Origin of the sequence: Agrobacterium sp. BT-220-3, assembly GCF_025910175.1 — a bacterium.
Lineage (GTDB): Bacteria > Pseudomonadota > Alphaproteobacteria > Rhizobiales > Rhizobiaceae > Agrobacterium > Agrobacterium oryzihabitans.
Genome location: NZ_JAPAIX010000008.1, coordinates 120,590 through 141,943 on the forward strand (window position 1 = coordinate 120,590; position 21,354 = coordinate 141,943).

Here is a 21,354-nt window from a genome sequence, read left to right on the forward strand (position 1 = left end):
CCGGAACGGGCTTTTCCGGACGCGCATAAAACGGAGATTGTATGGAGCGTCTTGCAGGCAGGGTAATGCTGGCCGGTGGCATAAGCCGCGCAGCAATGGCGGTTGCCGCAGGCGCGGTCGGGGCACTGGCCTTGCCTCCGTTCGGCTTTTTCGCGGCACTGTTTTTGTCTTTTACCCTGCTTGTCTGGCTTGTGGATGGCTGCACCGGCAAGCCGGGCGGCGGCATTTTCAGCCGTGTCATGCCGGCGTTCGGCATCGGCTGGTGTTTTGGGCTGGGCTATTTCGTGGCGGGCCTGTGGTGGCTGGGCAATGCGCTCCTGCTGGAAGCCGATGAGTTCGCCTGGGCGCTGCCGCTCGCCATCCTCGGCCTCCCGGCTTTTCTGGCGCTGTTTTACGGTTTTGCGGTCGCAGCAGCCAATGTCTTCTGGTCGGATGGTGTCGGTCGCATCGCCGCACTCGCCGCCGTATTCGGCTTTTCGGAATGGCTGCGCAGCTTTCTTGCGACGGGCTTTCCCTGGAATGCCATCGGTTACGGCATCATGCCCGTGCCGATCATGATGCAGTCGGCGCACCTGCTCGGCCTTTTTGCAGTGACCACGCTTGCCGTCTTCATCTTTGCGGCCCCCGCCCTGATCGGTACGAAAAAAGGCATGTGGCCCGGCCTGGTCCTGGCGGGTCTGCTGCTCGCCGGTCATTTCGGCTACGGCTTCTACCGCCTTCAGGCACCGGCCGAACCGCCGGCGGATGCGCTGACCGTCAGGATCGTGCAGCCGTCGATCGACCAGTCCCGCAAAATGCTGAATGATGACCGGGCGGAGATTTTCGCAGAGCATCTGCGGCTGACAGCTCTGCCGCCAAGTGAAGGAAAAAAACGACCGGACATCGTCGTCTGGCCGGAAACCTCCGTGCCTTTTATCCTGACACAGAACCCGGACGCTCTGGCGGAAATCGCCAGGACACTCGAAGATGGGCAGGTGCTGTTCACCGGCGCCGTCAGAATGGAAGATCAGGGAGCCGGCCGGCCGCCGCGCTATTATAATTCGGTCTATGCGATCGACAGTCAGGGCGAGATCATCGGGGCGACCGACAAGGTCCATCTGACACCCTTTGGCGAGTACGTTCCCTTTGAAGGCATCCTGCGGGAATTCGGCATCGACAACGTCATCAGCTTGCCCGGAGGCTTCTCGGCCGCCTCTTCACGCACGCCTCTGACCCTTCCTTCCGGCAAGACCTTCTATCCGCTGATCTGTTACGAGATCATTTTTCCGGGCGAGATGACGCCGGGTCTGGCAGGGTCGGCAGCCATCCTGAACGTGACGAATGATGGCTGGTTCGGCGATACACCCGGCCCTTACCAGCATTTCCTACAGGCCAGAGTGCGCGCCGTTGAGACGGGAGTGCCGGTGATTCGCGGGGCAAATACCGGGATTTCCGCCGTCATTGACCCCTATGGCCGCATTATTGCCGGGTTGGACTACGGCCGGATCGGAATTGTTGACGCCACTTTGAGTGGTGGGTCAAACGACGCATTTACTTACGACACACATCGGACGTATTTCTGGTTGATTTTTTCAATCCTTTTGATGGTTGCGGTATCGACTGCCTGGAGTTTTGCGCGGCGCCAGAATTGACCAGCAACCCCCACAATTGCATAGTGAATACGTCAGTCGTAAAACAAGTTTGGACGCTGTCGAAATGCCGGCTCATTTTTTCGAATGAGTAATGAAGCGAGATATCAACCCTTTCCGAGTGTCAGGACCGCATGATGACCGAGAATAAGAAAAAGCCTAACCCCATCGACATTCATGTCGGAAGCCGAATTCGCCTTCGCAGAACCATGCTTGGCATGAGCCAGGAAAAGCTGGGTGAAAGTCTCGGAATTACCTTTCAGCAAATCCAGAAGTACGAAAAGGGCACGAACCGTGTCGGCGCCAGCCGCCTGCAGAACATATCGGGGATTTTGAACGTACCCGTTTCCTTCTTCTTCGAAGACGCACCTGGCGATCAGGTTGGCGGCGCGCCCGGCATGGCGGAAGCATCCAGCTCCAACTACGTGGTGGATTTCCTGTCGTCGGCGGAAGGTCTGCAGCTGAACCGCGCATTTGTGAAGATTGCCGACCCAAAGGTTCGCCGTCGTCTCGTCGATCTCGTCAAGGCGCTCGCCGCCGAGGGAGATGCGGAGTAGGCCGCGCTGCGCAGTAAATTTCCGGCACGGGATGCCGGGCACTCAACGGTCCGCAAGGGCCGTTTTTTTGTGCCGAATTGGAAAGGAATTCTCACATAAAGATATATTTATGTGGTTGTGTCCTTGTTTTTCATGGCCGAAATGACTAACAAACTCCAAGACCGTTCTTTGAGGGGAATCCCGCATGCGTGCCAATTATCTGTTCACCAGCGAGTCCGTGGCCGAGGGTCATCCGGACAAGGTTTGTGATCGTATTTCCGATGAAATCGTGGATCTCATTTACCGTGAAGCGACCAAGACGGGTGTCGACCCCTGGACCGTGCGCATCGCATGCGAAACGCTTGCGACCACTAACCGCGTCGTTATCGCCGGTGAGGTGCGGGTTCCCGACACCCTGCTGAAGAAGGACAAGGACGGCAAGGTCCTGAAGGACGCCGCTGGCCATCCGGTCATCAACCCTTCGAAATTCAAGTCCGCCGCCCGCAAAGCGATCCGTGACATCGGCTACGAGCAGGATGGTTTTCACTGGAAGACGGCCAAGATCGACGTTCTCCTGCATCCGCAGTCGGCGGACATCGCGCAGGGCGTGGACAACGCTTCCGACAAGCAGGGCGACGAGGGCGCCGGCGACCAGGGCATCATGTTCGGTTACGCCTGCAAGGAAACGCCGGACCTGATGCCGGCGCCGATCTATTATTCTCACCGTATCCTGCAGTTGCTCGCAACCGCCCGAAAAAGCGGTGAAGGCGAAGCTGCTAAACTCGGACCGGACGCCAAGAGCCAGGTGACTGTTCGTTACGTCGACGGCAAGGCTTCGGAAGCCGTATCCATCGTTCTGTCCACGCAGCATCTCGATGCAAGCTGGGACTCGAAGAAGGTGCGCGCCGTCGTCGAGCCCTATATCCGCGAAGCTCTGGGCGACCTGAAGATCGCCGACGATTGCCAGTGGTACATCAACCCGACTGGCAAGTTCGTCATCGGTGGTCCCGATGGTGATGCAGGCCTGACCGGCCGCAAAATCATCGTCGACACCTATGGCGGTGCTGCCCCCCACGGTGGCGGTGCATTCTCCGGCAAGGACACGACCAAGGTCGACCGTTCCGCTGCCTATGCCGCCCGCTACCTTGCCAAGAACGTCGTGGCCGCCGGCTTTGCCGATCGTTGCACCATCCAGATCGCCTACGCGATCGGTATCGCCCAGCCGCTGTCGATCTATGTCGATCTGCACGGCACCGGCAAGGTCAGCGAAGATCAGGTCGAAGGCGCCATCCGCAAGGTCATGGACCTGTCGCCGTCGGGCATTCGCCGTCATCTCGATCTCAACAAGCCGATTTATGCCAAGACGTCCTCATACGGCCATTTCGGCCGCAAGGCTGGCCGTGACGGCTCCTTCTCCTGGGAGAAGCTTGATCTGGTGAAGCCACTCAAGGAAGCTTTGAGCGCCTAACCCTTGTCATTTGACGGCGATTGAGAGATACCGTCACCAACCTTTTGTAACCCGCACAGCGCCTCATGTGGCGCTGTGCGGGTTAAGTCTATTTGTTCTTGAGAGTATGACATGACGGAAGAACGGCGTTCGCGCGCGACGGAAGCGTTTTTTGGCAGACGCAAGGGCAAGCCCCTGCGCAATCAGCAAATCGACACGATCGAAAATCTGCTGCCCTTGCTGAAAATCGACCTGGAAAGCGCCCCGCCAAAAAATCTCGTCGCTCTCTTTCCGGCGGATGTGAAATCGGTCCGTCTGGAGATCGGTTTCGGCGGCGGCGAACATCTTGCCCATCGTGCTGTCGAAAACCCCGAGACCGGCTTCATCGGCGTCGAACCCTTCGTCAATTCCATGGCCAAGCTGCTGGCGACCGTGCGTGAAGGCGAGTTGATGAATATCCGCCTTTACGACGATGACGCGACGCAATTGCTCGACTGGCTGCCGGATGCATCGATCGATCACATCGATCTTCTCTATCCCGATCCCTGGCCCAAGAAGAAGCACTGGAAGCGTCGTTTCGTTTCCGACGTCAACCTTGCCCGTTTCCATCGCGTTCTGAAACCCGGCGGCAAGTTCTGCTTCGCTTCGGATATCGATACCTACATCAACTGGACGCTGCAGCATTGCGCGCGCCATGGCGGTTTCGAGTGGACAGCGCAAAGCGCCGAGGACTGGCGCACACCCTATGCCAACTGGCCGGGCACGCGCTATGAGAACAAGGCGAAAAGAGAAGGCCGCAGTTCGGCCTACCTCACTTTCATTCGCACTTAACGGCTGGAACCGTCAGATGTTGGCGTCCACTTCGGCGGCAACCGGAATGGAAGGCTGGGCGCCGGCGCGCGTACAGGCGAGTGAGCCTGCCACGGCGGCGCGCTTCAGCGCCTTTTCGAAATCCATCCCCTGATCGAGGCTCGCGGCAAGATAACCGCAGAAGGTATCGCCAGCGCCAACGGTGTCGACGGGCTCGATCTTGAGGCCGGAGGCCTTGAAGATCTTGCCGTTGCGAATGGCGACCACGCCGTCCGCGCCAAGTGTGACGATCAATGTCTGGCCGGTCTTATCATGCAGGGCCTTGATTTCGTTTTCCCGCTCGGAGCCTGAAAGCCCGCTCTTGCCGATCAGCAGTTCAAACTCGGTTTCGTTGGCGATGACGATATCGGCAAGGCCGGCAAGGCGCGGGCCGTCGGCGGTCAGCGGTGCGGTATTGATGACGGTGGTGATGCGTTTCGCCTTGGCGGCCGTCAGTGCCGCTTCAATGGCGGGCGCAGGCACTTCGAACTGAAGCATCAGAATATCGCCCGCCGACATCTCCGCCACCGCCTTGGCGGCATCGGCTGTGGAGACTTCACCATTGGCGGCGGGAATGACCGAGATCATGTTTTCCCCGCCTTCACCGATCAGGATCATGGCCGTTCCGGTCGGACCCGGGGCAGTCTTGACGAGCGACAGGTCGGTGCCGGCCTCACGCAGCAATGTCAGTGCCGGTGCGGCAAACGTATCGTCGCCCGCAGCGCCCGCCATTTTGACTGTCGCGCCCGCGCGTCGTGCGGCAAGCGCCTGATTGGCTCCCTTTCCGCCCGCCGCGGTGGCGAAGCTCTCCCCCGTCACGGTTTCACCGGGCTTGGGAAGACGTTTGGCGGTGGCGACGAGATCCATGTTGATGGAGCCGAAAACAGTAATCATGGGGGCATGTCCGTATACAATGTAAGCAAGGCGGCGACTTTGCCCGAGGGGATCACTCGTCGTCAACCACCCGCAACTTGGTCGTTCCTGCCCTGTTCTCCGCAAAGCGCCGCGCCTGCTCGATTTCCCCATGTGAGGTCTCTTTTTCCGTTGGCGAAAAATCGAGACCCTCGATTTTCTGGCCACGCGCCAGCACCTTGTCGGAGGAGATCAGCATCATGTCGACGTCTTTCTGCGCCAGCCCGAAATGAGCTTGCAGCTTGCGTGTCCTGTCATCTAGCCGCCGCACATCATCCATCAGGAGAGCGACTTCGCCCTGGATGAGATGCGCCTGCTCGCGCATGCGCTGGTCCTTCAGCACGGACTGGATGACCTGCACCGACAGCATCAGCAGCGATGGTGACACGATAACGACGCGCGCGCGGTGGGCGCGCTGCACCAGATATTCGAAATGCTGATGGATGTCAGCGAAGATCGATTCGGAAGGCACGAAGATGAAGGCCGTATCCTGTGTTTCACCACGGATCAGATATTTTTCCGCCACATCGCGGATGTGGACTTCCATATCCCGACGAAATTGCTGTGTGGCCGCCCGCTTCGCTTCCGGAGACTCGTCAGCCTTGATCGCGTTCCAGGCCTCCAGCGGAAATTTGGCGTCGATGACAAGCGACGGCGCGTTGTTGGGCATCCTGATGATGCAGTCCGGCCGGTAGCCGTTCGAAAGCGTCGGTTGAAGTTGAAAAGCGCCGGCGGGCAGTGCATCGGCAATCAGCGTTTCCATGCGCGCCTGTCCGAAGGCTCCGCGCGTCTGCTTGTTGGAAAGGATTGCCTGAAGTCCGACGACGTCCTTCGCCAGATCCTGAATATTGCCCTGCGCGGCATCGATGACGGCCAGGCGCTCCTGCAGGCGGCTCAGATTTTCGTGCGTCGACCGGGTCTGTTCCGTCAGCGTTTCGCCCAGCCGCTGCGACATGCCGTCGAGACGCTGGTTTATCGTCTGGCCCATCTCGTTCTGGCGTGTGCCGAGCGTTTCCGCCATTGCGGCGATCCGGCCGTGCAACTCCGACTGTGTTTTCAGGAGATCGGAGATTTCACCGTCCGCCTCCGCTTTTTTTCCACGGCTTTTCGTGGTCATCCAGACGGCGGACAGGCCGAAAACCAGAGCCGCGAGAAGCGCGCCGAAGCTGATGTCGACGGAACCGGCCCGAAATGCTGGAGCGAGGAGAACGGAGAAATCTATGCTCATGGCTAAATCTATCAGATTTCCAGTGATTCGTAAGATCAAAACAAGAACATTCCTGCGGCGGAAATGAGTCCGATCTAACCGGCGACAGGTGCTGATTTCACCTGCGTGTTTTTTATTTCCTCCGCGCAAGAGATACGTTATGGGAAGCCATGACTATCAAACCGCTTATCATTTTGCCCGATCCCGTGCTGCGCCAGCAATCCAGGCCCATCGAACAGGTGGATGCCGAAGTGTTGCGCCTTGCCGACGATATGCTCGAAACCATGTATGATGCGCCGGGTATCGGCCTTGCCGCCATTCAGGTCGGTGTGCCGCGCCGGATGCTGGTGATCGATGTTTCGCGCGAGGACGAAGAAAAAAAGCCGGTTGTCTTCATCAATCCGGAAATCCTCAAAGTGTCGGACGATATTTCGACCTATGAGGAAGGGTGCCTGTCCATTCCTGATTATTATGCCGAGGTGGAGCGTCCCGCGTCCCTGACGGTGAGATATGTGGACCGCGACGGCAAGCAGCAGACGGTCGATGCGGACGGGCTTCTGGCGACGTGTCTGCAGCACGAGATCGACCACCTGAACGGCATTCTGTTCATCGACCATATTTCGCGGCTGAAGCGCGACATGGTCATCAAGAAATTCACGAAAGCGGCCCGCGCAAAGGTCTGATCCCTCCCTGTTTGGAGACGAAACGGCAAAAAGGACAGGGGGCGACGATGGCTCTTCGCATCATCTTCATGGGCACACCGGAGTTTTCCGTCCCCACGTTGCGCGCACTGGTGGAAGCGGGTCACGAGGTCGTTGCCGTTTATACGCAGCCGCCGCGTCCCGGCGGCCGCCGTGGCCTTGATCTGCAGAAATCGCCGGTGCATCAGGCGGCTGAACTGCTGGGCCTGCCCGTGCTGACGCCGGTGAATTTCAAGGCTGAGGAAGACCGGCAGGAATTCCGGGAGTTCAACGCCGATGTGGCGGTTGTTGTCGCTTATGGGCTGCTATTGCCCGAGGCGATCCTCTCCGGCACGCGTCTTGGCTGTTATAACGGTCACGCCTCGTTGCTGCCGCGCTGGCGCGGTGCGGCCCCCATTCAACGGGCAATCATGGCCGGCGATACCGAGACCGGCATGATGGTCATGAAAATGGAAAAGGGGCTGGATACAGGCCCGGTTGCGCTGACCGCAAAGATCCAGATCGGCGAGAATATGACCGCCGGCGAGTTGCATGACAGCCTGATGCTGGCCGGCGCGCGGCTGATGCGGCAGGCGATGGACAAACTGGAAGCAGACGACCTTCCTCTCACCACTCAGGCGGAAGAGGGCGTGGTATACGCTTCCAAGATCGACAAGGGTGAGACCCGGATTGATTTTTCCCGGCCCGCACAGGATGTGCATAACCACATTCGCGGCCTCTCGCCTTTTCCCGGCGCATGGCTCGAAATGGAAATTGGCGGCAAGGCGGAGCGCGTGAAGGTTCTGGCGTCCGAACTGGCGAGCGGCATGGGGGAGGCGGGCGCGGTGCTCGATGACGCCCTGACCGTCGCCTGCGGCAGTGGCGCCGTGCGGCTCACCCGCCTGCAGAAGGCAGGCGGCAAACCACTCTCGGCCGCCGATTTCGTTCGCGGCACACCTGTGCCAGCCACAACGAGGCTCGGCTGATGCCGCGTTTCCGCATGACCGTCGAATATGACGGCACGCCTTACTTCGGCTGGCAGAGACAGGACAATGGCCCCTCTGTTCAGGGTGCGCTTGAAGCCGCTGTCCGATCGCTGACTGGCGAAACCGTTTCCATTCGTGGCGCGGGCCGCACCGATTCCGGCGTGCATGCCGTGGGGCAGGTCATCCATGCCGATCTTTCCCGGGCGTGGGACCCGTACAAGCTGCGCAATGCATTGAACGCGCATCTGGCCATGGCGAAAGAGGCCGTGTCAGTGCTGGATGTAGCAGCGGTAACCGAAGATTTCGACGCCCGCTTCTCCGCGCTGCGCCGCCATTATCTCTACCGCATCATTTGCCGGAAATCCCGGCTGGCGCTGGAGCACAAGCGCGCATGGTGGGTGTCGAAGGACATGGATCACGAACGCATGCATGAAGCGGCCCAGATGCTCGTCGGCCGGCATGATTTCACGACCTTCCGCTCGGTCCATTGTCAGGCGAACAGCCCGGTCAGAACGCTCGACCGGCTGGATGTGACGCGCAACGGTGATCTCATCGAGATACGCGCCACTGCCCAGAGTTTTCTGCACAACCAGATCCGTTCTTTTGCGGGTACGCTGAAACTCGCGGGCGAGGGCACCATGACGCCGGAGGACGTGCGCGCGGCGCTGGAGGCGCGGGATCGCAAGGCCTGTGGGCCCGTCGCCCCGCCGGACGGTCTTTATTTCATGCAGGTCGATTATCCCGACGTCATTCCGCCGCGTGTATATTCAAAGGCCGAAACGGTCGAAGACACGGACTGAAAAGAGATATTTCTCGCTTCTCAGGCCGGATAAACGCCGAGAAAACGCTGCAGCGCTTCGGAAAGAAGCATACCCGGCACCAGCAGGGTCATGACGATCGCCGAGACGAGCAGCGACTGGTCGCGAATGAAGAACCTCACGATCCGCGAAAAGGCGAAGACCAGCGACAAAAGCAGTGCCAGCCAGAGGACGGCGATCAGCCCCTGCAAAGGCGGCAGGAAAAATGCGATCAGGATCAGAGCTGCATAGGCATAGGAAAACGGCAGCGACAGCCAGTTCATGGTGGTGACGAGGGGCACGAATTTTTCCCGTGCGCCGAAGGCGAACAGCAGCATACCGATCAAAAGCAGCGGCACGATCCAGCAGATGGCCTCGACCATGGCGAGGCGGAAGAAAAATATGAACCCCGTCCCGGTGCCAGGCGGATAGCTGGCGAGAAATGCGGCCCGCAGCCATAGCCAGGATACCAGCATGGCGGGCAGGCACCACAGCGCGGAATAGAAGGATCGCCACATGCCGCGCTCGGACAGGTCCAGATAACGCGCGCCGGTATGGTCGCCGAGCAGCAACAGCCAGAGGCCCTTCAGATAGAGCCTTATTTCACTTGCCGTCGGCATGGGCGAACCAGCGTTCGATAAAGGTCTCGTAGATGCGCGTCAGCGTCTCGAGATCGGCGACAGCCACGCGCTCATCGACCATGTGCATGGTCTGTCCGACGAGGCCGAATTCCACCACCGGGCAATAATCCTTGATGAAGCGGGCATCCGATGTGCCGCCGGTGGTCGAAAGCCTGGGTTCCCTGGCTGTCACGGCTTCCACGGCGCCGGAGAGCGACGAGATGAGAGCATTGTTTCGCGTCAGGAAAACATGGGCCGGGCGGTCTGCCCAGACGATGTCGTATTTGACCGGTGCGCGGTCGGGACGAAGCTCGCCTTCGGCTGCGGCTGCATCGAGGCGGCGGATGATTTCCGCGCGCAGGCTTTCCACCATCCAGCTATCGTTAAAGCGGATATTGAAGGCCGCTGTCGCCCGCGCCGGGATCACATTGGTGGCGGCGTTGCCGGTGTCGACGGTCGTCACTTCCAGATTGGAGGGCTGAAAATTATCCGTGCCGTTATCGAAGGGCGGATGCATCAGCGCATGGGTCAGCTGCAGCAGTCCGCGAATGGGATTGTCGGCGAGATGCGGATAGGCGGCATGCCCCTGCACGCCGTGCACGGTGATGCGGCCGGAGAGCGATCCTCGGCGGCCTATTTTGATCATGTCGCCCAGCTGGTCGGGATTGGTCGGCTCGCCCACCACGCAGGCATCCCATTTCTCGCCCCTGGCGGCGGCCCATTCCAGAAGCTTGGAGGTGCCGTTGATCGACGGGCCTTCCTCATCGCCGGTGATCAGGAAGGAAACGGAGCCCTCAGGCTTTCCATGTTTTTCGATGTATCGGGCAATGGCTGCAACGAAGCAGGCGATGCCGCCCTTCATATCAACAGCACCACGGCCGAACATTTCGCCGCCGGCGATTTCAGCCGCAAAGGGCGGATGGCTCCACGCGGCCTCGTCGCCCACCGGTACGACGTCCGTATGGCCCGCAAACATCAGGTGCGGACCTTCCGTGCCGAGCCGGGCGTAGAGGTTTTCCACGTCCGGGGTCCCCGCTTCGCTCGCCACCATTTTTTCCACCGCAAAGCCAAGCGGCGAAAGCAGGGCGTCGAGCAGCGACAGCGCGCCACCTTCGGCGGGCGTCACCGAAGGGCAACGGATGAGGGCGGCGAGATTGGCAACGGGATCGGTCGTGGTCATGTCAGCAGCTTTTTATCAGTCGCGCAGAAGCTCGTTGATGCCGGTCTTGGAGCGGGTCTTTTCATCGACGCGCTTGACGATGACGGCGCAATAGAGGCTCGGGCCCGGCTCGCCGTTCGGGAAAGGCTTGCCCGGCATGGTGCCGGCAACGACGACGGAATAGGGCGGCACTTCGCCATAGGTGATCTCGCCGGTGGCGCGATCGACGATCTTGGTCGACTTGCCGATAAAGACGCCCATGCCGAGAACGGCGCCCTCGCGCACGATGCAGCCTTCGACGACTTCCGAACGGGCGCCGATGAAGCAATTATCCTCGATGATGGTCGGACCGGCCTGAAGCGGCTCCAGAACGCCGCCAATACCGACACCGCCCGAAAGATGGACGTTCTTGCCGATCTGCGCGCAGGAACCGACGGTTGCCCAGGTGTCGACCATCGTGCCTTCATCGACATAAGCGCCGAGATTGACGAAGGAAGGCATCAGCACCACGTTCTTGGCCACATAGGCGGAGCGGCGCACCACGGCGTTCGGCACGGCGCGGAAGCCGGCGGCGCGGAACTGGTTTTCACCCCAGTTTTCGAATTTTGACGGCACCTTGTCCCACCAGGTGGATTCGCCCGGTCCGCCGGTCACGATCTCCATGTCGTTCAGACGGAAGGAGAGGAGCACGGCCTTTTTCAGCCACTGGTTCACCTTCCAGTTTCCATCCGCCTGCTTTTCGGCGACGCGAACCTTGCCGCTGTCGAGAAGTTGAAGAGATGTGTTCACCGCGTCGCGAACCTCGCCCTTCGTCGATACATTCACACCGTCGCGGTTGTCGAAGGCGGTTTCGATGATGGTTTCGAGGGAGGTGAGATCCGTAAGGCTCATGGAAAATTCCTTGAATGTCGCGTGTGTTCGTGGTCACGGATGGTCCCGCGCCGCTGGAAGGCTTTGGCCATTTGATCTAAGGGAGTGTTGGAAAGGCGTCAATGTGATTTGGGTGATTTGGCGCGTCAGACGAAAGGCATGGAAATGACACGACCGAAAAACGGCAAATTGCGGCGCAAGGACGGGGTCTGGGACCCGTTGAAGCGTAGTGCTGTCGACAAGCAGCAGGCCGAAGTCGTTGAAAAGACGCCGCAGTCGGATTCCCCGTCCTACCGGCTTGCCTATGTGGATATGGATTTCCTCTGCCGCGAGGAGTTGCGCCCCGTCAGACTTCAATTGGAACTTCTGAAGACGGAAATGGCGCTCACCGAACGCGGGATCAAATCCACCGTCGTCATGTTCGGCGGCGCCCGCATTCCCGAACCGGGCGGCGAGGCGTGGGCGGCGCGCAACGAGACGCAAAAGCGCAATCTGGAGCAATCCTCGGTCTATTATGACGAGGCTCGCAAGTTCGCCCGGCTTTGCACCGAATATGCCGCCAAATCAGATCACCTCGAATATGTCGTGGTCACCGGTGGCGGTCCCGGTGTCATGGAAGCGGGCAACCGCGGCGCTGCCGATGTCGGAGGCCCGTCAATCGGCCTTAACATCGTCCTGCCGCACGAGCAGGCGCCGAACCCCTATGTCACGCCGGAATTGAGCTTCAACTTCCACTATTTCGCCATCCGCAAGATGCATTTCCTGATGCGGGCAAAGGCCGTGGTGATCTTCCCCGGCGGCTTCGGCACGCTCGATGAACTTTTCGAAGCGCTGACCCTGATCCAGACGAAGCGCATGGAGCCCATTCCGCTCATCCTGTTCGGCGAGAAATTCTGGCGATCCGTGATCAATTTCGAGTTTCTGGCGGATTTCGGCACCATCGCGCCAGAGGATATGAATCTTCTGCATTTCGCTGAAACGGCTGATGACGCCTGGCGGGTCATTTCCGAACATTATGAACATTGAATTTTAGCTTGATGCGGCGCGGCGGTTTTAGGGCTTAATTAGCAAAGATATTCTAGTTTTCCCTCGTCGCGCTGCAGCGCACTGCCCATGCGGGCGGGCCTCCATGACGGAGATTTTTCATCCGTTGACGTCAGTCGTTCTGGCTGGCGATTTGATCGAGGCCAAAATGTTCAATCTCAAAGTGAAGTCGCTTGCGACCAAGCTGATCCTCGTAACCGGCTGTGCAATCACCACGGTTCTCGTCGCATCGAATTCCTTCCTCATTTCCAAGACCAGCGAACGCGTCCACGCGCTGACCATGGATCAGGCCAATACCGAGGCGCGCGCCATCGCCAACGTCATCGCCGCCGATGTGGGTGAACTCGGCAGCGCCGCGCGCTCCATGGCCGGTGTCATCGGCCGCGCGCATCAGGCCAAGTCGATGGATCGCCCCGGCATCGTCAATATTCTCAAGGCCAATGTCGAACAGAATGCCTTCGCTTTCGGAAGCTGGTTCTGCGAGCAGCTCGGCCTTTTCGACGGACAAAGCACGGAGATCGCCGGCAGGCTCGATCTCGGCACCAATGAAAACGGCGCTTTCGCACCCTACTGGTCGAAGACCCAGAAGGGCGACATCCAGTTCTCGACCTTCAAGAACGACTATGCTGCTGAATGGTATTCGCTTGCCGCCAAGTCCGGCAAGGGCGCCATTACCCAGCCCTATCTCGCCGAAGGCACCGAAGTGCCCACGACCATGACCTCGCTTGCCTATCCCGTCATGTCGGATGGCAAGATGATTGGCGTGGCGGGCGTCGATATTTCGCTCGCCTCGCTGTCGCAGAAGCTGCAGGCGCTGCGTCCTTTCGAGACCGGCCGTGTGACGCTGGTGTCCCAGGGCGGTCAGTGGCTGGTGCCGCCGACGCCCGAGCAGAACATGAAGGCCTATGACGGAGATGGTGCGAGCACCGTTCAGGCGGCGATCACCTCCGGCAAGCAGGGTCTCATTGAAAATCTCGGTCTTGATAGCGATGCGCCCTATAACCGCCTCGTCTACCCATTCACGGTTCCGGGCCTGAATGCCACCTGGGTGGTTCTGGTGGATATTCCCCATCAGGCGCTGAACGCGCCGGTTGAGGAACAGACCTATCTGATGATCATCGGCGCAATCGTCATTCTCGCCGCCGTCATCACCGCACTTTATTTTGCTGTCCGCTATTTCGTCGGCAACCCGCTCGCCTCGCTGGTATCCGACGTCAGGACGCTGAGTGAAGGTCGCTACGACGTTCCGGTTTCCGGTCAGGACCGCAGGGATGAAACGGGCGCCGTCGCAACCGCACTGGAAGGTTTCAGGGCGAAGCTCGCCGGTATCCGCGAAATGGAAGCGGAAGCCGCTGTCCAGCGCGGCAATGCGGAAACGGAGCGTCAGCGGTCCGAGTTCGAGCGCACTGAGAACAGCCGCATGCAGCAGCACATCGTCGGCGTTCTCGGCGCCGGCCTCAATGCACTTTCGCAGGGCAACCTGACCTACCGGATAAACGACGAGTTCCCCGGTGAATATGCAAAGCTGCGTAGTGACTTCAACTCGGCGCTCGCAAGCCTCGAGGAAACCGTGTCCACGGTCAATGCAACGGTTGTCAGCATCGGCAACGGCACCGGCGAGATTACCCGCGCGGCGAGCGATCTTTCGCACCGTACCGAACAGCAGGCCGCAAGCCTGGAAGAAACCGCAGCCGCTCTCAACCAGCTGACCGCGCAGGTCAATTCCAGCGCGGAAAATGCGGCACAGGCGGCTGGCGCCGTCAGCCATGCCTGTGATGACGCCGGCAAGTCTGGCGAGGTCGTGCAGCAGGCGGTGAATTCCATGGAAGGCATCGCGCAATCCTCGGCGGAAATCTCCCGCATCATCGGCGTGATCGACGAGATCGCCTTCCAGACCAATCTTCTGGCGCTGAATGCGGGCGTCGAGGCTGCCCGTGCGGGTGATGCGGGCAAGGGCTTCGCCGTCGTCGCGCAGGAAGTTCGCGAACTGGCGCAACGCTCCGCCACCGCGGCCAAGGAAATCAAGGGTCTGATCAACACCTCTGCAAGGCAGGTGGGCGAAGGCGTCCAGCTGGTTGGCAAGGCCGGTGAGACGATGAAAAATATCGCCGATCAGGTCCTGCAGATCAACCAGCTGATCAGGCAGATTTCCGCTTCCGCCAGCGAGCAGGCCGTCGGTCTGAAGGAAATCAATTCCGCCGTTACCCAGATGGATCAGGTTACCCAGCAGAATGCGGCAATGGTGGAGGAAACCACGGCGGCCAGCGTGACGCTGAATGGTGAGGCCGGAACGCTGAAATCGCTCGTCGCCGGCTTCTCCGTGTCCGGCGGTCATTCAACCCAGCAATTGCGCGCCACTGCGGCGGCAATGCGCGCCCCCGTCGCTCCGGCGCCCGCTGCCGCACCGCGTTCCCGTGCAAGAACCAGCGGCGCAAATGCGCTGGCGCAGGATGACTGGACGGAGTTCTGACGGGTATCTTCCGATTCAAATGAAAAGGGCCGCTGGTTTTTCCAGCGGCCCTTTTTCCCTGTCTGGGTTCCGGTCAGAGCCGGGCGAAACGCTCGGTCAGCAATTCGAAGAAGCCGTCCGCATCCACATTGCGCATCACGCGGGCATTGGCGGGACGTTCCGTCACGTGCCACCAGTCCACCACGGTCATGCCCATGGTCAGTTCGGAATTGACCTCGATTTCGACATTGCAGTCGCGACCCTGAAACAGCTCGGGCTCGACGAGATAGGCAATGACGGATGGGTCATGCAGCGGTCCGCCGTCCGAACCGTATTTCTCGATGTCGAAGCGTTCGAAAAATTCCAGCATCTCCGCCATGGCGATCGCCGGGCGTGTGCCGATATCGCGAATGCGGCTGACACGTGCCTTGGTCGTCAGCAACTGGTGGGTCACGTCGAGTGGCATCACCACGATGGGCATGCCGGAACGGAAGACGATATCGGCAGCCTGCGGATCGACATAGATGTTGAATTCCGCGGCTGGCGTGATGTTGCCGCCTTCGAAGAAGCCGCCACCCATCATCACCAGTTCCTTGACGCGGCCGGCGATTTCGGGGGCTTTCTGCAATGCCAGCGCCACATTGGTCAGCGCGCCGAGCGTGCAGAGCGTCACGGTGCCGGCAGGCTCCCGCAACAGCGTTTCGATGATGAAATCGACCGCATGCTGCTTTTGCGCCTCCATCGTCGGCTCATCGAGAACCGGACCGTCGAGGCCGGTGCTGCCGTGAACATGCTCGGCGGTGATGGGTTTGCGCACCAGCGGCCGCTCGGCACCCTCATAGACAGGAATATCGGTGCGGCCGCACAATTCGCAGATGATGCGGATGTTGCGGCTGGTCAGTTTCAGCGGAACGTTGCCGGCAACGGCGCACAGTCCGAGGATGTCGATTTCCTCCGGGCTTGCGAAGGCAAGCATGATTGCCGCCGCGTCGTCCTGGCCCGGATCGGTGTCGATGATGATTTTTCTGCGTTCTGCCATGTCTTGCCCGCCGTTGAGATGAGCGCTTTTTTCGAGCGGCGGACGCTCACTTGTCAAGCCTCATTCCTGTGCGCCCCTTTGCCGGGTGCTTCCGCCTTGCGCATTGCGGTTTCGCTTCCCATATTGCTTGAGCCGGTAGAATTAACCGGTGAGGTTGCCGGAAGCGGGACCGTGAAACGTCGCTTGGTTGCAAGGACAGAGACGATATGAGCCGCATGACGCCATTCACCCACCCGCTTTTGCTGGGTTTTGATGCCATGGAAAAAACGCTGGAGCGTATGGCGAAGGCCAATGACGGCTATCCTCCCTACAATATTGAGCGCCTGCCCGGCGGGCAAGATGTGCCGGAACGCCTGCGTATTACCATTGCAGTCGCGGGTTTTTCGGAGGATGATCTGGATGTGACGACGGCTGACAACCAGCTTGTCATTCGTGGTCGCCAGCAGGAACAGGAAAAGCGAGATTTTCTCTACCGGGGTATCGCTGCCCGGCAATTCCAGCGGGTCTTCGTGCTTGCAGATGGCATGCAGGTCCGGGAAGCGCGCATGCGCAACGGCCTTCTTTCCATCGATCTGGTGCGGCCTGAAATTTCAAACGTGGTGAAGAAAATTAATATTTCCGTCTCAGAGTAGAACGTGAACGCCGGAATCGGACATGAATCGCTCGGCGTGAAGAAGGAGGCTGAAATATGCTTTTGAAAGAAGCGCATGCGCGTCTCACCCGGTCCCAGCTCGCTCATATTGGCGAGGGAGAAGTGGGATATATCCGCAAGATCCGTGCGGAAGACGTCAGCCGATGTTTCCCGGAAGCGCCTGATCTCGATCCGCAACTGGATCTCTGGGCGCTGTTTGGCGCGGATGGCACGCCAATCCTCCTGACAGACAACCGCTCCAGTACGTTTTTCAAGGCTGCTGAAGACGATCTCAAGACCGTCAGCCTGCATTGAAGAAAAAAGCCCGCTTTTGAGCGGGCTTTTTCTTTAGCGGATCAAAGGAATGGGCGGTCTGGCATGTCGTCGATCGAGATGACGCCGTCCTTGTTCTTGTCCAGCCGTTCGAACATTTTTTCACCGGCTGCGGTGAATTCGGCCTTGCTGACCTGACCGTTCTCGTCGGTATCGGCCCAGCGAAGCATCCCCAAGCCCGCACCCTTGCCGCCATGCTTGCCCCAGCCCTGATGGCCGGGACGGCCGCCATGTTCACGGTCAGCGTGTCTTTCGGCGCGCTTGCCTTCGGGGGCCTTGCCGTCTTCAGCCTTGGCATCCTCACGCTCGGGACGTGGATTGGCGGCGCGGAAAGCCTCCATTTTCGCCTGGCGATACTCGCGCATCTCCTTCGGCGTGATCGAACCGTCCTTGTCCTTGTCGATCTCGGTGAAAAGCGCGTCCTGACGGGCGGCAAATTCCTCCTTGGAAATCTTGCCGTCCTTGTTCGTGTCGGCAACCTTCAGCAGGTGGACGAAAGCAGCCTCCTGGCGGATCGGCATGCGATCCTTGGCGCCTTTGCCGGGTGCGGCAAAACTGGCCGTCGCGGCCGTGCTGAGCACAAGGGCCGCGCCAAGAGCAGAGAGGGCGATTTTTCGTGTGGTCATCGTCATTACCTTTCTTTGGTGTCCCTGAAGAAAAGATAGTGACCTCCACCGTGCCTCACCACTTAAACATCCGTAAGGTGGATGAAGCTTCGGTAATATTTGCTGCCCTTATTCCGGAATGAGGTTCAGCCGGCGATGGTTCTCGTCAGGAAGCCCGTGAGATCGTCGGTGATGTAATCGATATGCGCATCCGTCTCGACGGGAATTTCCCAGCGTTCCATGATGACGCCTTCGAGGTTCGACGGCACGAGGAGCACGGTCTTCATGCCGAGAGCCTTGGGTGCCGCAAGATTGCGTGGCAGGTCCTCGAACATGGCGGCTTTTTTTGTGTCGAGTTTTGCCAGCGCCGCGAACTTCTCGTAGGTCGCACTTGCCGGCTTCGGCAGGTAGCCTGCGGCGACGATATCGAAGATGTCCTCGAAATGATCGAGAATGCCAAGTGCACCGGCGGCGGCCTGCGCATGTTTGACGCTGCCATTGGTCAGGATGAATTTGCGGCCCGGCAGCGCCTTGATCGCCTCACCGAGTTCCGGATGCGGCTTCAGCGCCGAATAATCGATGGCGTGCGCGCGTTCCAGGAACTCGTCCGGACTGATGCCGTAGTGGATCATAAGGCCCTGAAGCGTGGTGCCATGCTCATGGTAATAACGCTTCTGCAAGGCGCGTGCCTCATCGTGGTCGAGCTTTAGAAGCTCCGCCACATAGGCCGTCATATTGCGGTCGATCTGGGAAAACAGATTGACGTGATGCGGATAGAGCGTGTTGTCGAGATCGAAGACCCATTCGCTCACATGGGCGAAATCGGCTGTCTCGGGCAGGTTTTTCGGCTTTGTGTCCATGGGCTGCTTTATGCCCGTTTCGAATGGCGAAGAAAATCGAAAAGACGACGACAGACGGGAAAATCGGGCTTGGCCTCGGCCTCCAGCGCATGATACCGCCAAGGCATGGAACTCTGGATAGGCATAACCTTCGCAAGCGCGTTCTTGCAGAACCTGCGCTCGACCCTGCAAAAGCACCTCAAGGGCATGATGGGGACCACGGGCGCAACCTTCGTGCGCTTCGTGTTCGGTATGCCTTTTGCTCTTGCCTATCTCGGTTTTCTCCATGGCGTGCTTGGCCGACCGCTGCCGGTGCCGAACATGTCCTTTGCAATCTGGGCGATGGTCGGGGCCATGGCGCAGATTGCCGCCACCTTCCTGCTGGTGCACCTGTTTTCCTTCCGCAATTTTGCGGTCGGCACGGCCTATTCCCGGACTGAGCCGGCACAGGCGGCATTGTTTGCGCTGATTTTCGTCGGTGAAAGCGTCAATGGCGGAACATTGGCGGCAATCGCAGTTTCGGTGGCCGGCGTCATGCTGATTTCGGTGGCGCGCACGGAAGTGACGCCCGCTTCCATTCTGACCTCGATCTTCAGCCGCACGGCGGGCATCGGCCTCGCCTCGGGCGCCTTCTTCGGCCTCTCATCGGTGGCCTATCGCTCCGCCTCGCTGGCGCTGGCACCCAGCCTGCCCGCCCCGGATGCCATGATGCAGGCCGGCTTTACCCTCGTCGTCGTCATCGTGACGCAGACCCTGTCGATGTTCCTGTGGATTGTCTGGCGACAGAGGGATGAATTGCAGCGGATTGCGAGAGCGTGGAAACCGTCGCTTGCGGTCGGTTTCGTCGGCGCCACGGCATCATTCGGCTGGTTCACGGCGATGACCTTGCAACAGGCGGCCGTGGTCAAGGCGCTGGCGCAGGTGGAAATGCTTTTCGCCTTCGCCTCGACCGTTTTGTTCTTCAAGGAGAAGATCAACCGGCTTGAAATCGCCGGCTGCCTGCTGATCGTCGTCGGCGTATTGTCGCTTCTGGCATTCGGCTGAAAAAGCCGCCTGTGGCGGACAGGCTCGCCCATCCGCCACATGAGCTCTATCAGGGCACGATAAGCGTGCCGGCGCCTTCCGTGAAGATTTCCAGAAGGACGGAATGGGCGGTCTTGCCATTGAGGATCACCACGCCCTGAACGCCGGCCTTGATGGCCTCGATGCAGGTCTCGACCTTCGGGATCATGCCGCCGGAAATCGTGCCGTCCTTGATGAGCGCGCGCGCCTGGGAGACCGTCAGCTCCTTGATGAGTTCCTTGTTCTTGTCGAGAACACCTGGCACATCGGTGAGGAACAGGAGGCGGGTGGCGTTGAGCGCACCGGCAATGGCGCCGGCAAAGGTGTCGGCATTGATATTGTAGGTGGCACCGTCGCGACCGGGAGCGACGGGAGCGATGACCGGGATCATCTCCGACTTGGCGAGCAGGTCGAGCAGGGTGCGGTCGACTTCGACCACTTCACCGACAAAGCCGAGATCGAGAACACGCTCGATATTGCTGTCTGGATCGATCACGGTCTTTTTCGCCTTTTCGGCGAAGACCATGTTGCCGTCCTTGCCGCAAAGGCCGATGGCCCATTCGCCCGTCTGGTTGATGAGCGCGACGATCTCCTTGTTGATGGAGCCGGCCAGAACCATCTCGACGATCTCGACAGTCTTGGCGTCGGTGACGCGCAGGCCGCTTTCGAATTTCGATTCAATGCCCATCTTCGTCAGCATCGCGCCGATCTGGGGGCCGCCGCCGTGCACGACGATGGGATTGATGCCGGACTGCTTCAACAGGGCGATATCTTCCGCGAAAGCCTTTCCGAGTGTCGAATCCCCCATGGCGTGGCCACCGTATTTTACAACGATGGTCTTGTTCTCGTATTTCTGCATGAAGGGCAGAGCCTGTGCGAGCAGCCGCGCCTGAGTTTCGCTTTCGGAAGCAGTCATCTAAAAACCTCGGTCTGTGGTTGCGGCCCTGAAGAGCCTTTCATGGCTCTACAGCATCGGCGCAAAAATCGGAATCGATTTTTGCAGTGCAGGATGCACGGATTGGCCATGCCCAAGCGTTGGCAAGGACAGGTGAATGTCAGCTTTCGACGAATGAAATAACCTCCGGGCCATATTGTGTCGGCCCGTAGTAAAATTCCGCTTTTGGCCGCTTCAGAGCGCGTAATAAGATTGACATAAAGCAGCAATCGGACCAGCCTTGTGAGGAGCAGGGGAGGGGTTATTCAGCAGGGCGACTGCAAAGTCGTGATGCGTCGCGAAAGCGATTCTGGCCTGAACGACCGAGGAGTTTGAAGACCTATGACGGCACCGGATCGAGACAAGCAAAGCGGTTTGCGGGACGAAGTTCTCGCTGGCGAATATGTGCTGGGTGCCTTGCCGCCGGAAAGCATGGCGGAGCTTGCAAAGCGGATCAAGCGCGACCGTCAGTTCGCTGCCATGGTCAGGCGCTGGCGCGACAATCTGGCGGAAACCGAATATCGCGAAAGGGCGACCGTCGCCGCGCTGCTTGATCGGGATCCGGCCCGATCCGGTCTGCCCTTCAAGGGCCAGCAGCTGCGCAATGGCAGCATGTTCACCGCCATGGTGTCTGAGGTCTGGCATTCCGTGCGCTTCTGGCGTCTTCTGGCATTGACGGCGATGCTCTGGACCGCCGTCCTGCTTTTCACGATCGCCTGAAGGCCTG

At 59.7% G+C, this 21,354-nt stretch carries 22 protein-coding genes; 13 read left to right on the plus strand and 9 right to left on the minus strand.

All coding sequences use genetic code 11. The features are described from left to right. The first annotated feature begins 41 nt into the window (after window positions 1-41). The 4 genes from lnt (at window position 42) to trmB (ending at window position 4,442) form a co-directional block, all read left to right on the plus strand. Window positions 42-1,631: an apolipoprotein N-acyltransferase gene (gene lnt / locus OK142_RS19025; protein WP_498684580.1), complete on the plus strand. Its 1,590-nt coding sequence runs from the start codon at window positions 42-44 to the stop codon at window positions 1,629-1,631. 134 nt (window positions 1,632-1,765) lie between these two features. Then, a complete protein-coding gene (locus OK142_RS19030; RefSeq protein ID WP_035241980.1) occupies window positions 1,766-2,185 on the plus strand; it encodes a helix-turn-helix domain-containing protein in 420 nt (139 codons plus the stop codon). A gap of 184 nt (window positions 2,186-2,369) precedes the next feature. Beyond that, a complete protein-coding gene (metK, locus tag OK142_RS19035; protein WP_003493555.1) occupies window positions 2,370-3,632 on the plus strand; it encodes a methionine adenosyltransferase in 1,263 nt (420 codons plus the stop codon). A 111-nt stretch (window positions 3,633-3,743) separates the two neighbouring features. Next, window positions 3,744-4,442: a tRNA (guanosine(46)-N7)-methyltransferase TrmB gene (gene trmB / locus OK142_RS19040; RefSeq protein WP_498684582.1), complete on the plus strand. Its 699-nt coding sequence runs from the start codon at window positions 3,744-3,746 to the stop codon at window positions 4,440-4,442. A gap of 12 nt (window positions 4,443-4,454) precedes the next feature. Here trmB and OK142_RS19045 read toward each other — a convergent pair whose 3' ends face one another. Next, window positions 4,455-5,354 carry a ribokinase gene (locus OK142_RS19045; RefSeq protein WP_498684583.1) on the minus strand — a complete coding sequence of 300 codons (900 nt, stop codon included), beginning with the start codon at window positions 5,352-5,354 and terminating at the stop codon, window positions 4,455-4,457. Window positions 5,355-5,406: 52 nt separating this feature from the next. Next, window positions 5,407-6,600: a DNA recombination protein RmuC gene (locus tag OK142_RS19050; protein WP_498684585.1), complete on the minus strand. Its 1,194-nt coding sequence runs from the start codon at window positions 6,598-6,600 to the stop codon at window positions 5,407-5,409. Window positions 6,601-6,749: 149 nt separating this feature from the next. On the opposite strand from OK142_RS19050, the gene def reads away from it, so the two are divergent. The 3 genes from def to truA are packed head-to-tail and all read left to right on the plus strand — an operon-like array spanning window position 6,750 to window position 9,045. Beyond that, window positions 6,750-7,262 carry a peptide deformylase gene (gene def / locus OK142_RS19055; RefSeq protein WP_003493564.1) on the plus strand — a complete coding sequence of 171 codons (513 nt, stop codon included), beginning with the start codon at window positions 6,750-6,752 and terminating at the stop codon, window positions 7,260-7,262. A 47-nt stretch (window positions 7,263-7,309) separates the two neighbouring features. Further along, a complete protein-coding gene (gene fmt / locus OK142_RS19060; RefSeq protein WP_216330602.1) occupies window positions 7,310-8,245 on the plus strand; it encodes a methionyl-tRNA formyltransferase in 936 nt (311 codons plus the stop codon). Next, window positions 8,245-9,045, plus strand: coding sequence for a tRNA pseudouridine(38-40) synthase TruA (truA, locus tag OK142_RS19065; protein ID WP_498684587.1), 801 nt, complete (start codon window positions 8,245-8,247; stop codon window positions 9,043-9,045). Before fmt ends, truA begins: the two co-directional genes overlap by 1 nt. Before the next feature lie 20 nt (window positions 9,046-9,065). On the opposite strand, the gene OK142_RS19070 is transcribed toward truA, so the two are convergent. Genes OK142_RS19070 through dapD form a run of 3 tightly spaced genes read right to left on the minus strand, consistent with a single transcriptional unit; the run spans window position 9,066 to window position 11,712 of the window. Further along, window positions 9,066-9,662, minus strand: coding sequence for a hypothetical protein (locus tag OK142_RS19070; RefSeq protein ID WP_216330604.1), 597 nt, complete (start codon window positions 9,660-9,662; stop codon window positions 9,066-9,068). Further along, window positions 9,646-10,842: a succinyl-diaminopimelate desuccinylase gene (dapE, locus tag OK142_RS19075; RefSeq protein WP_498684589.1), complete on the minus strand. Its 1,197-nt coding sequence runs from the start codon at window positions 10,840-10,842 to the stop codon at window positions 9,646-9,648. The genes OK142_RS19070 and dapE overlap by 17 nt, the downstream gene beginning before the upstream one ends. 15 nt (window positions 10,843-10,857) lie before the next feature. Next, a complete protein-coding gene (gene dapD, locus OK142_RS19080; protein WP_003493576.1) occupies window positions 10,858-11,712 on the minus strand; it encodes a 2,3,4,5-tetrahydropyridine-2,6-dicarboxylate N-succinyltransferase in 855 nt (284 codons plus the stop codon). Window positions 11,713-11,856: 144 nt separating this feature from the next. Here dapD and OK142_RS19085 point away from each other — a divergent pair, with 144 nt between their 5' ends. Together OK142_RS19085 and OK142_RS19090 are read left to right on the plus strand one after the other, a co-directional pair. Next, entirely contained in the window at window positions 11,857-12,717 is an 861-nt protein-coding gene (locus tag OK142_RS19085; protein WP_216330606.1) for an LOG family protein, read from the plus strand. Window positions 12,718-12,883: 166 nt separating this feature from the next. Further along, window positions 12,884-15,205 carry a methyl-accepting chemotaxis protein gene (locus OK142_RS19090; RefSeq protein ID WP_498684635.1) on the plus strand — a complete coding sequence of 774 codons (2,322 nt, stop codon included), beginning with the start codon at window positions 12,884-12,886 and terminating at the stop codon, window positions 15,203-15,205. Between the two features lie 73 nt (window positions 15,206-15,278). Here OK142_RS19090 and OK142_RS19095 read toward each other — a convergent pair whose 3' ends face one another. Next, window positions 15,279-16,223, minus strand: coding sequence for a nucleoside hydrolase (locus tag OK142_RS19095; RefSeq protein WP_498684591.1), 945 nt, complete (start codon window positions 16,221-16,223; stop codon window positions 15,279-15,281). Between the two features lie 206 nt (window positions 16,224-16,429). On the opposite strand from OK142_RS19095, the gene OK142_RS19100 reads away from it, so the two are divergent. Together OK142_RS19100 and OK142_RS19105 are read left to right on the plus strand one after the other, a co-directional pair. Then, complete coding sequence (locus OK142_RS19100) at window positions 16,430-16,855, plus strand: Hsp20 family protein (RefSeq protein WP_003493589.1); 426 nt, start codon at window positions 16,430-16,432, stop codon at window positions 16,853-16,855. A gap of 56 nt (window positions 16,856-16,911) precedes the next feature. Then, window positions 16,912-17,169 (plus strand): BQ00720 family protein, encoded by a 258-nt coding sequence (locus OK142_RS19105; protein WP_003493591.1) that lies wholly within the window; start codon window positions 16,912-16,914, stop codon window positions 17,167-17,169. Between the two features lie 41 nt (window positions 17,170-17,210). Here OK142_RS19105 and OK142_RS19110 read toward each other — a convergent pair whose 3' ends face one another. Continuing rightward, window positions 17,211-17,819 carry an EF-hand domain-containing protein gene (locus OK142_RS19110; protein WP_082183620.1) on the minus strand — a complete coding sequence of 203 codons (609 nt, stop codon included), beginning with the start codon at window positions 17,817-17,819 and terminating at the stop codon, window positions 17,211-17,213. A gap of 119 nt (window positions 17,820-17,938) precedes the next feature. Continuing rightward, a complete protein-coding gene (locus tag OK142_RS19115; protein WP_082183621.1) occupies window positions 17,939-18,652 on the minus strand; it encodes a pyrimidine 5'-nucleotidase in 714 nt (237 codons plus the stop codon). Between the two features lie 105 nt (window positions 18,653-18,757). Here OK142_RS19115 and OK142_RS19120 point away from each other — a divergent pair, with 105 nt between their 5' ends. Continuing rightward, window positions 18,758-19,675, plus strand: coding sequence for an EamA family transporter (locus OK142_RS19120; RefSeq protein ID WP_035241531.1), 918 nt, complete (start codon window positions 18,758-18,760; stop codon window positions 19,673-19,675). 49 nt (window positions 19,676-19,724) lie between these two features. Here OK142_RS19120 and argB read toward each other — a convergent pair whose 3' ends face one another. Continuing rightward, the gene (gene argB / locus OK142_RS19125; protein WP_003493597.1) at window positions 19,725-20,609 is read right to left on the minus strand and encodes an acetylglutamate kinase; all 885 of its coding nucleotides are present in this window, start codon (window positions 20,607-20,609) and stop codon (window positions 19,725-19,727) included. 360 nt (window positions 20,610-20,969) lie between these two features. Between argB and OK142_RS19130 the strand changes: the two genes are divergently transcribed. Beyond that, on the plus strand, window positions 20,970-21,347 hold the full coding sequence (locus OK142_RS19130) for a hypothetical protein (RefSeq protein ID WP_498684596.1): 378 nt from the start codon (window positions 20,970-20,972) through the stop codon (window positions 21,345-21,347). Window positions 21,348-21,354: the final 7 nt, after the last annotated feature.

Excerpts from the sequence above, each read along its gene's own strand:
- OK142_RS19130 (WP_498684596.1), top strand. The coding sequence starts at position 20,970 with ATGACGGCACCGGATCGAGACAAGCAAAGCGGTTTGCGGGACGAAGTT.
- OK142_RS19100 (WP_003493589.1), top strand. The coding sequence starts at position 16,430 with ATGAGCCGCATGACGCCATTCACCCACCCGCTTTTGCTGGGTTTTGAT.
- def (WP_003493564.1), top strand. The coding sequence starts at position 6,750 with ATGACTATCAAACCGCTTATCATTTTGCCCGATCCCGTGCTGCGCCAG.
- OK142_RS19085 (WP_216330606.1), top strand. The coding sequence starts at position 11,857 with ATGACACGACCGAAAAACGGCAAATTGCGGCGCAAGGACGGGGTCTGG.
- dapD (WP_003493576.1), bottom strand. The coding sequence starts at position 11,712 with ATGAGCCTTACGGATCTCACCTCCCTCGAAACCATCATCGAAACCGCC.
- trmB (WP_498684582.1), top strand. The coding sequence starts at position 3,744 with ATGACGGAAGAACGGCGTTCGCGCGCGACGGAAGCGTTTTTTGGCAGA.
- OK142_RS19070 (WP_216330604.1), bottom strand. The coding sequence starts at position 9,662 with ATGCCGACGGCAAGTGAAATAAGGCTCTATCTGAAGGGCCTCTGGCTG.
- OK142_RS19045 (WP_498684583.1), bottom strand. The coding sequence starts at position 5,354 with ATGATTACTGTTTTCGGCTCCATCAACATGGATCTCGTCGCCACCGCC.
- OK142_RS19120 (WP_035241531.1), top strand. The coding sequence starts at position 18,758 with ATGGAACTCTGGATAGGCATAACCTTCGCAAGCGCGTTCTTGCAGAAC.
- OK142_RS19115 (WP_082183621.1), bottom strand. The coding sequence starts at position 18,652 with ATGGACACAAAGCCGAAAAACCTGCCCGAGACAGCCGATTTCGCCCAT.
- OK142_RS19030 (WP_035241980.1), top strand. The coding sequence starts at position 1,766 with ATGACCGAGAATAAGAAAAAGCCTAACCCCATCGACATTCATGTCGGA.
- metK (WP_003493555.1), top strand. The coding sequence starts at position 2,370 with ATGCGTGCCAATTATCTGTTCACCAGCGAGTCCGTGGCCGAGGGTCAT.
- fmt (WP_216330602.1), top strand. The coding sequence starts at position 7,310 with ATGGCTCTTCGCATCATCTTCATGGGCACACCGGAGTTTTCCGTCCCC.
- lnt (WP_498684580.1), top strand. The coding sequence starts at position 42 with ATGGAGCGTCTTGCAGGCAGGGTAATGCTGGCCGGTGGCATAAGCCGC.
- argB (WP_003493597.1), bottom strand. The coding sequence starts at position 20,609 with ATGACTGCTTCCGAAAGCGAAACTCAGGCGCGGCTGCTCGCACAGGCT.
- OK142_RS19105 (WP_003493591.1), top strand. The coding sequence starts at position 16,912 with ATGCTTTTGAAAGAAGCGCATGCGCGTCTCACCCGGTCCCAGCTCGCT.
- truA (WP_498684587.1), top strand. The coding sequence starts at position 8,245 with ATGCCGCGTTTCCGCATGACCGTCGAATATGACGGCACGCCTTACTTC.
- OK142_RS19090 (WP_498684635.1), top strand. The coding sequence starts at position 12,884 with ATGTTCAATCTCAAAGTGAAGTCGCTTGCGACCAAGCTGATCCTCGTA.
- OK142_RS19110 (WP_082183620.1), bottom strand. The coding sequence starts at position 17,819 with ATGACGATGACCACACGAAAAATCGCCCTCTCTGCTCTTGGCGCGGCC.
- OK142_RS19095 (WP_498684591.1), bottom strand. The coding sequence starts at position 16,223 with ATGGCAGAACGCAGAAAAATCATCATCGACACCGATCCGGGCCAGGAC.
- OK142_RS19050 (WP_498684585.1), bottom strand. The coding sequence starts at position 6,600 with ATGAGCATAGATTTCTCCGTTCTCCTCGCTCCAGCATTTCGGGCCGGT.
- dapE (WP_498684589.1), bottom strand. The coding sequence starts at position 10,842 with ATGACCACGACCGATCCCGTTGCCAATCTCGCCGCCCTCATCCGTTGC.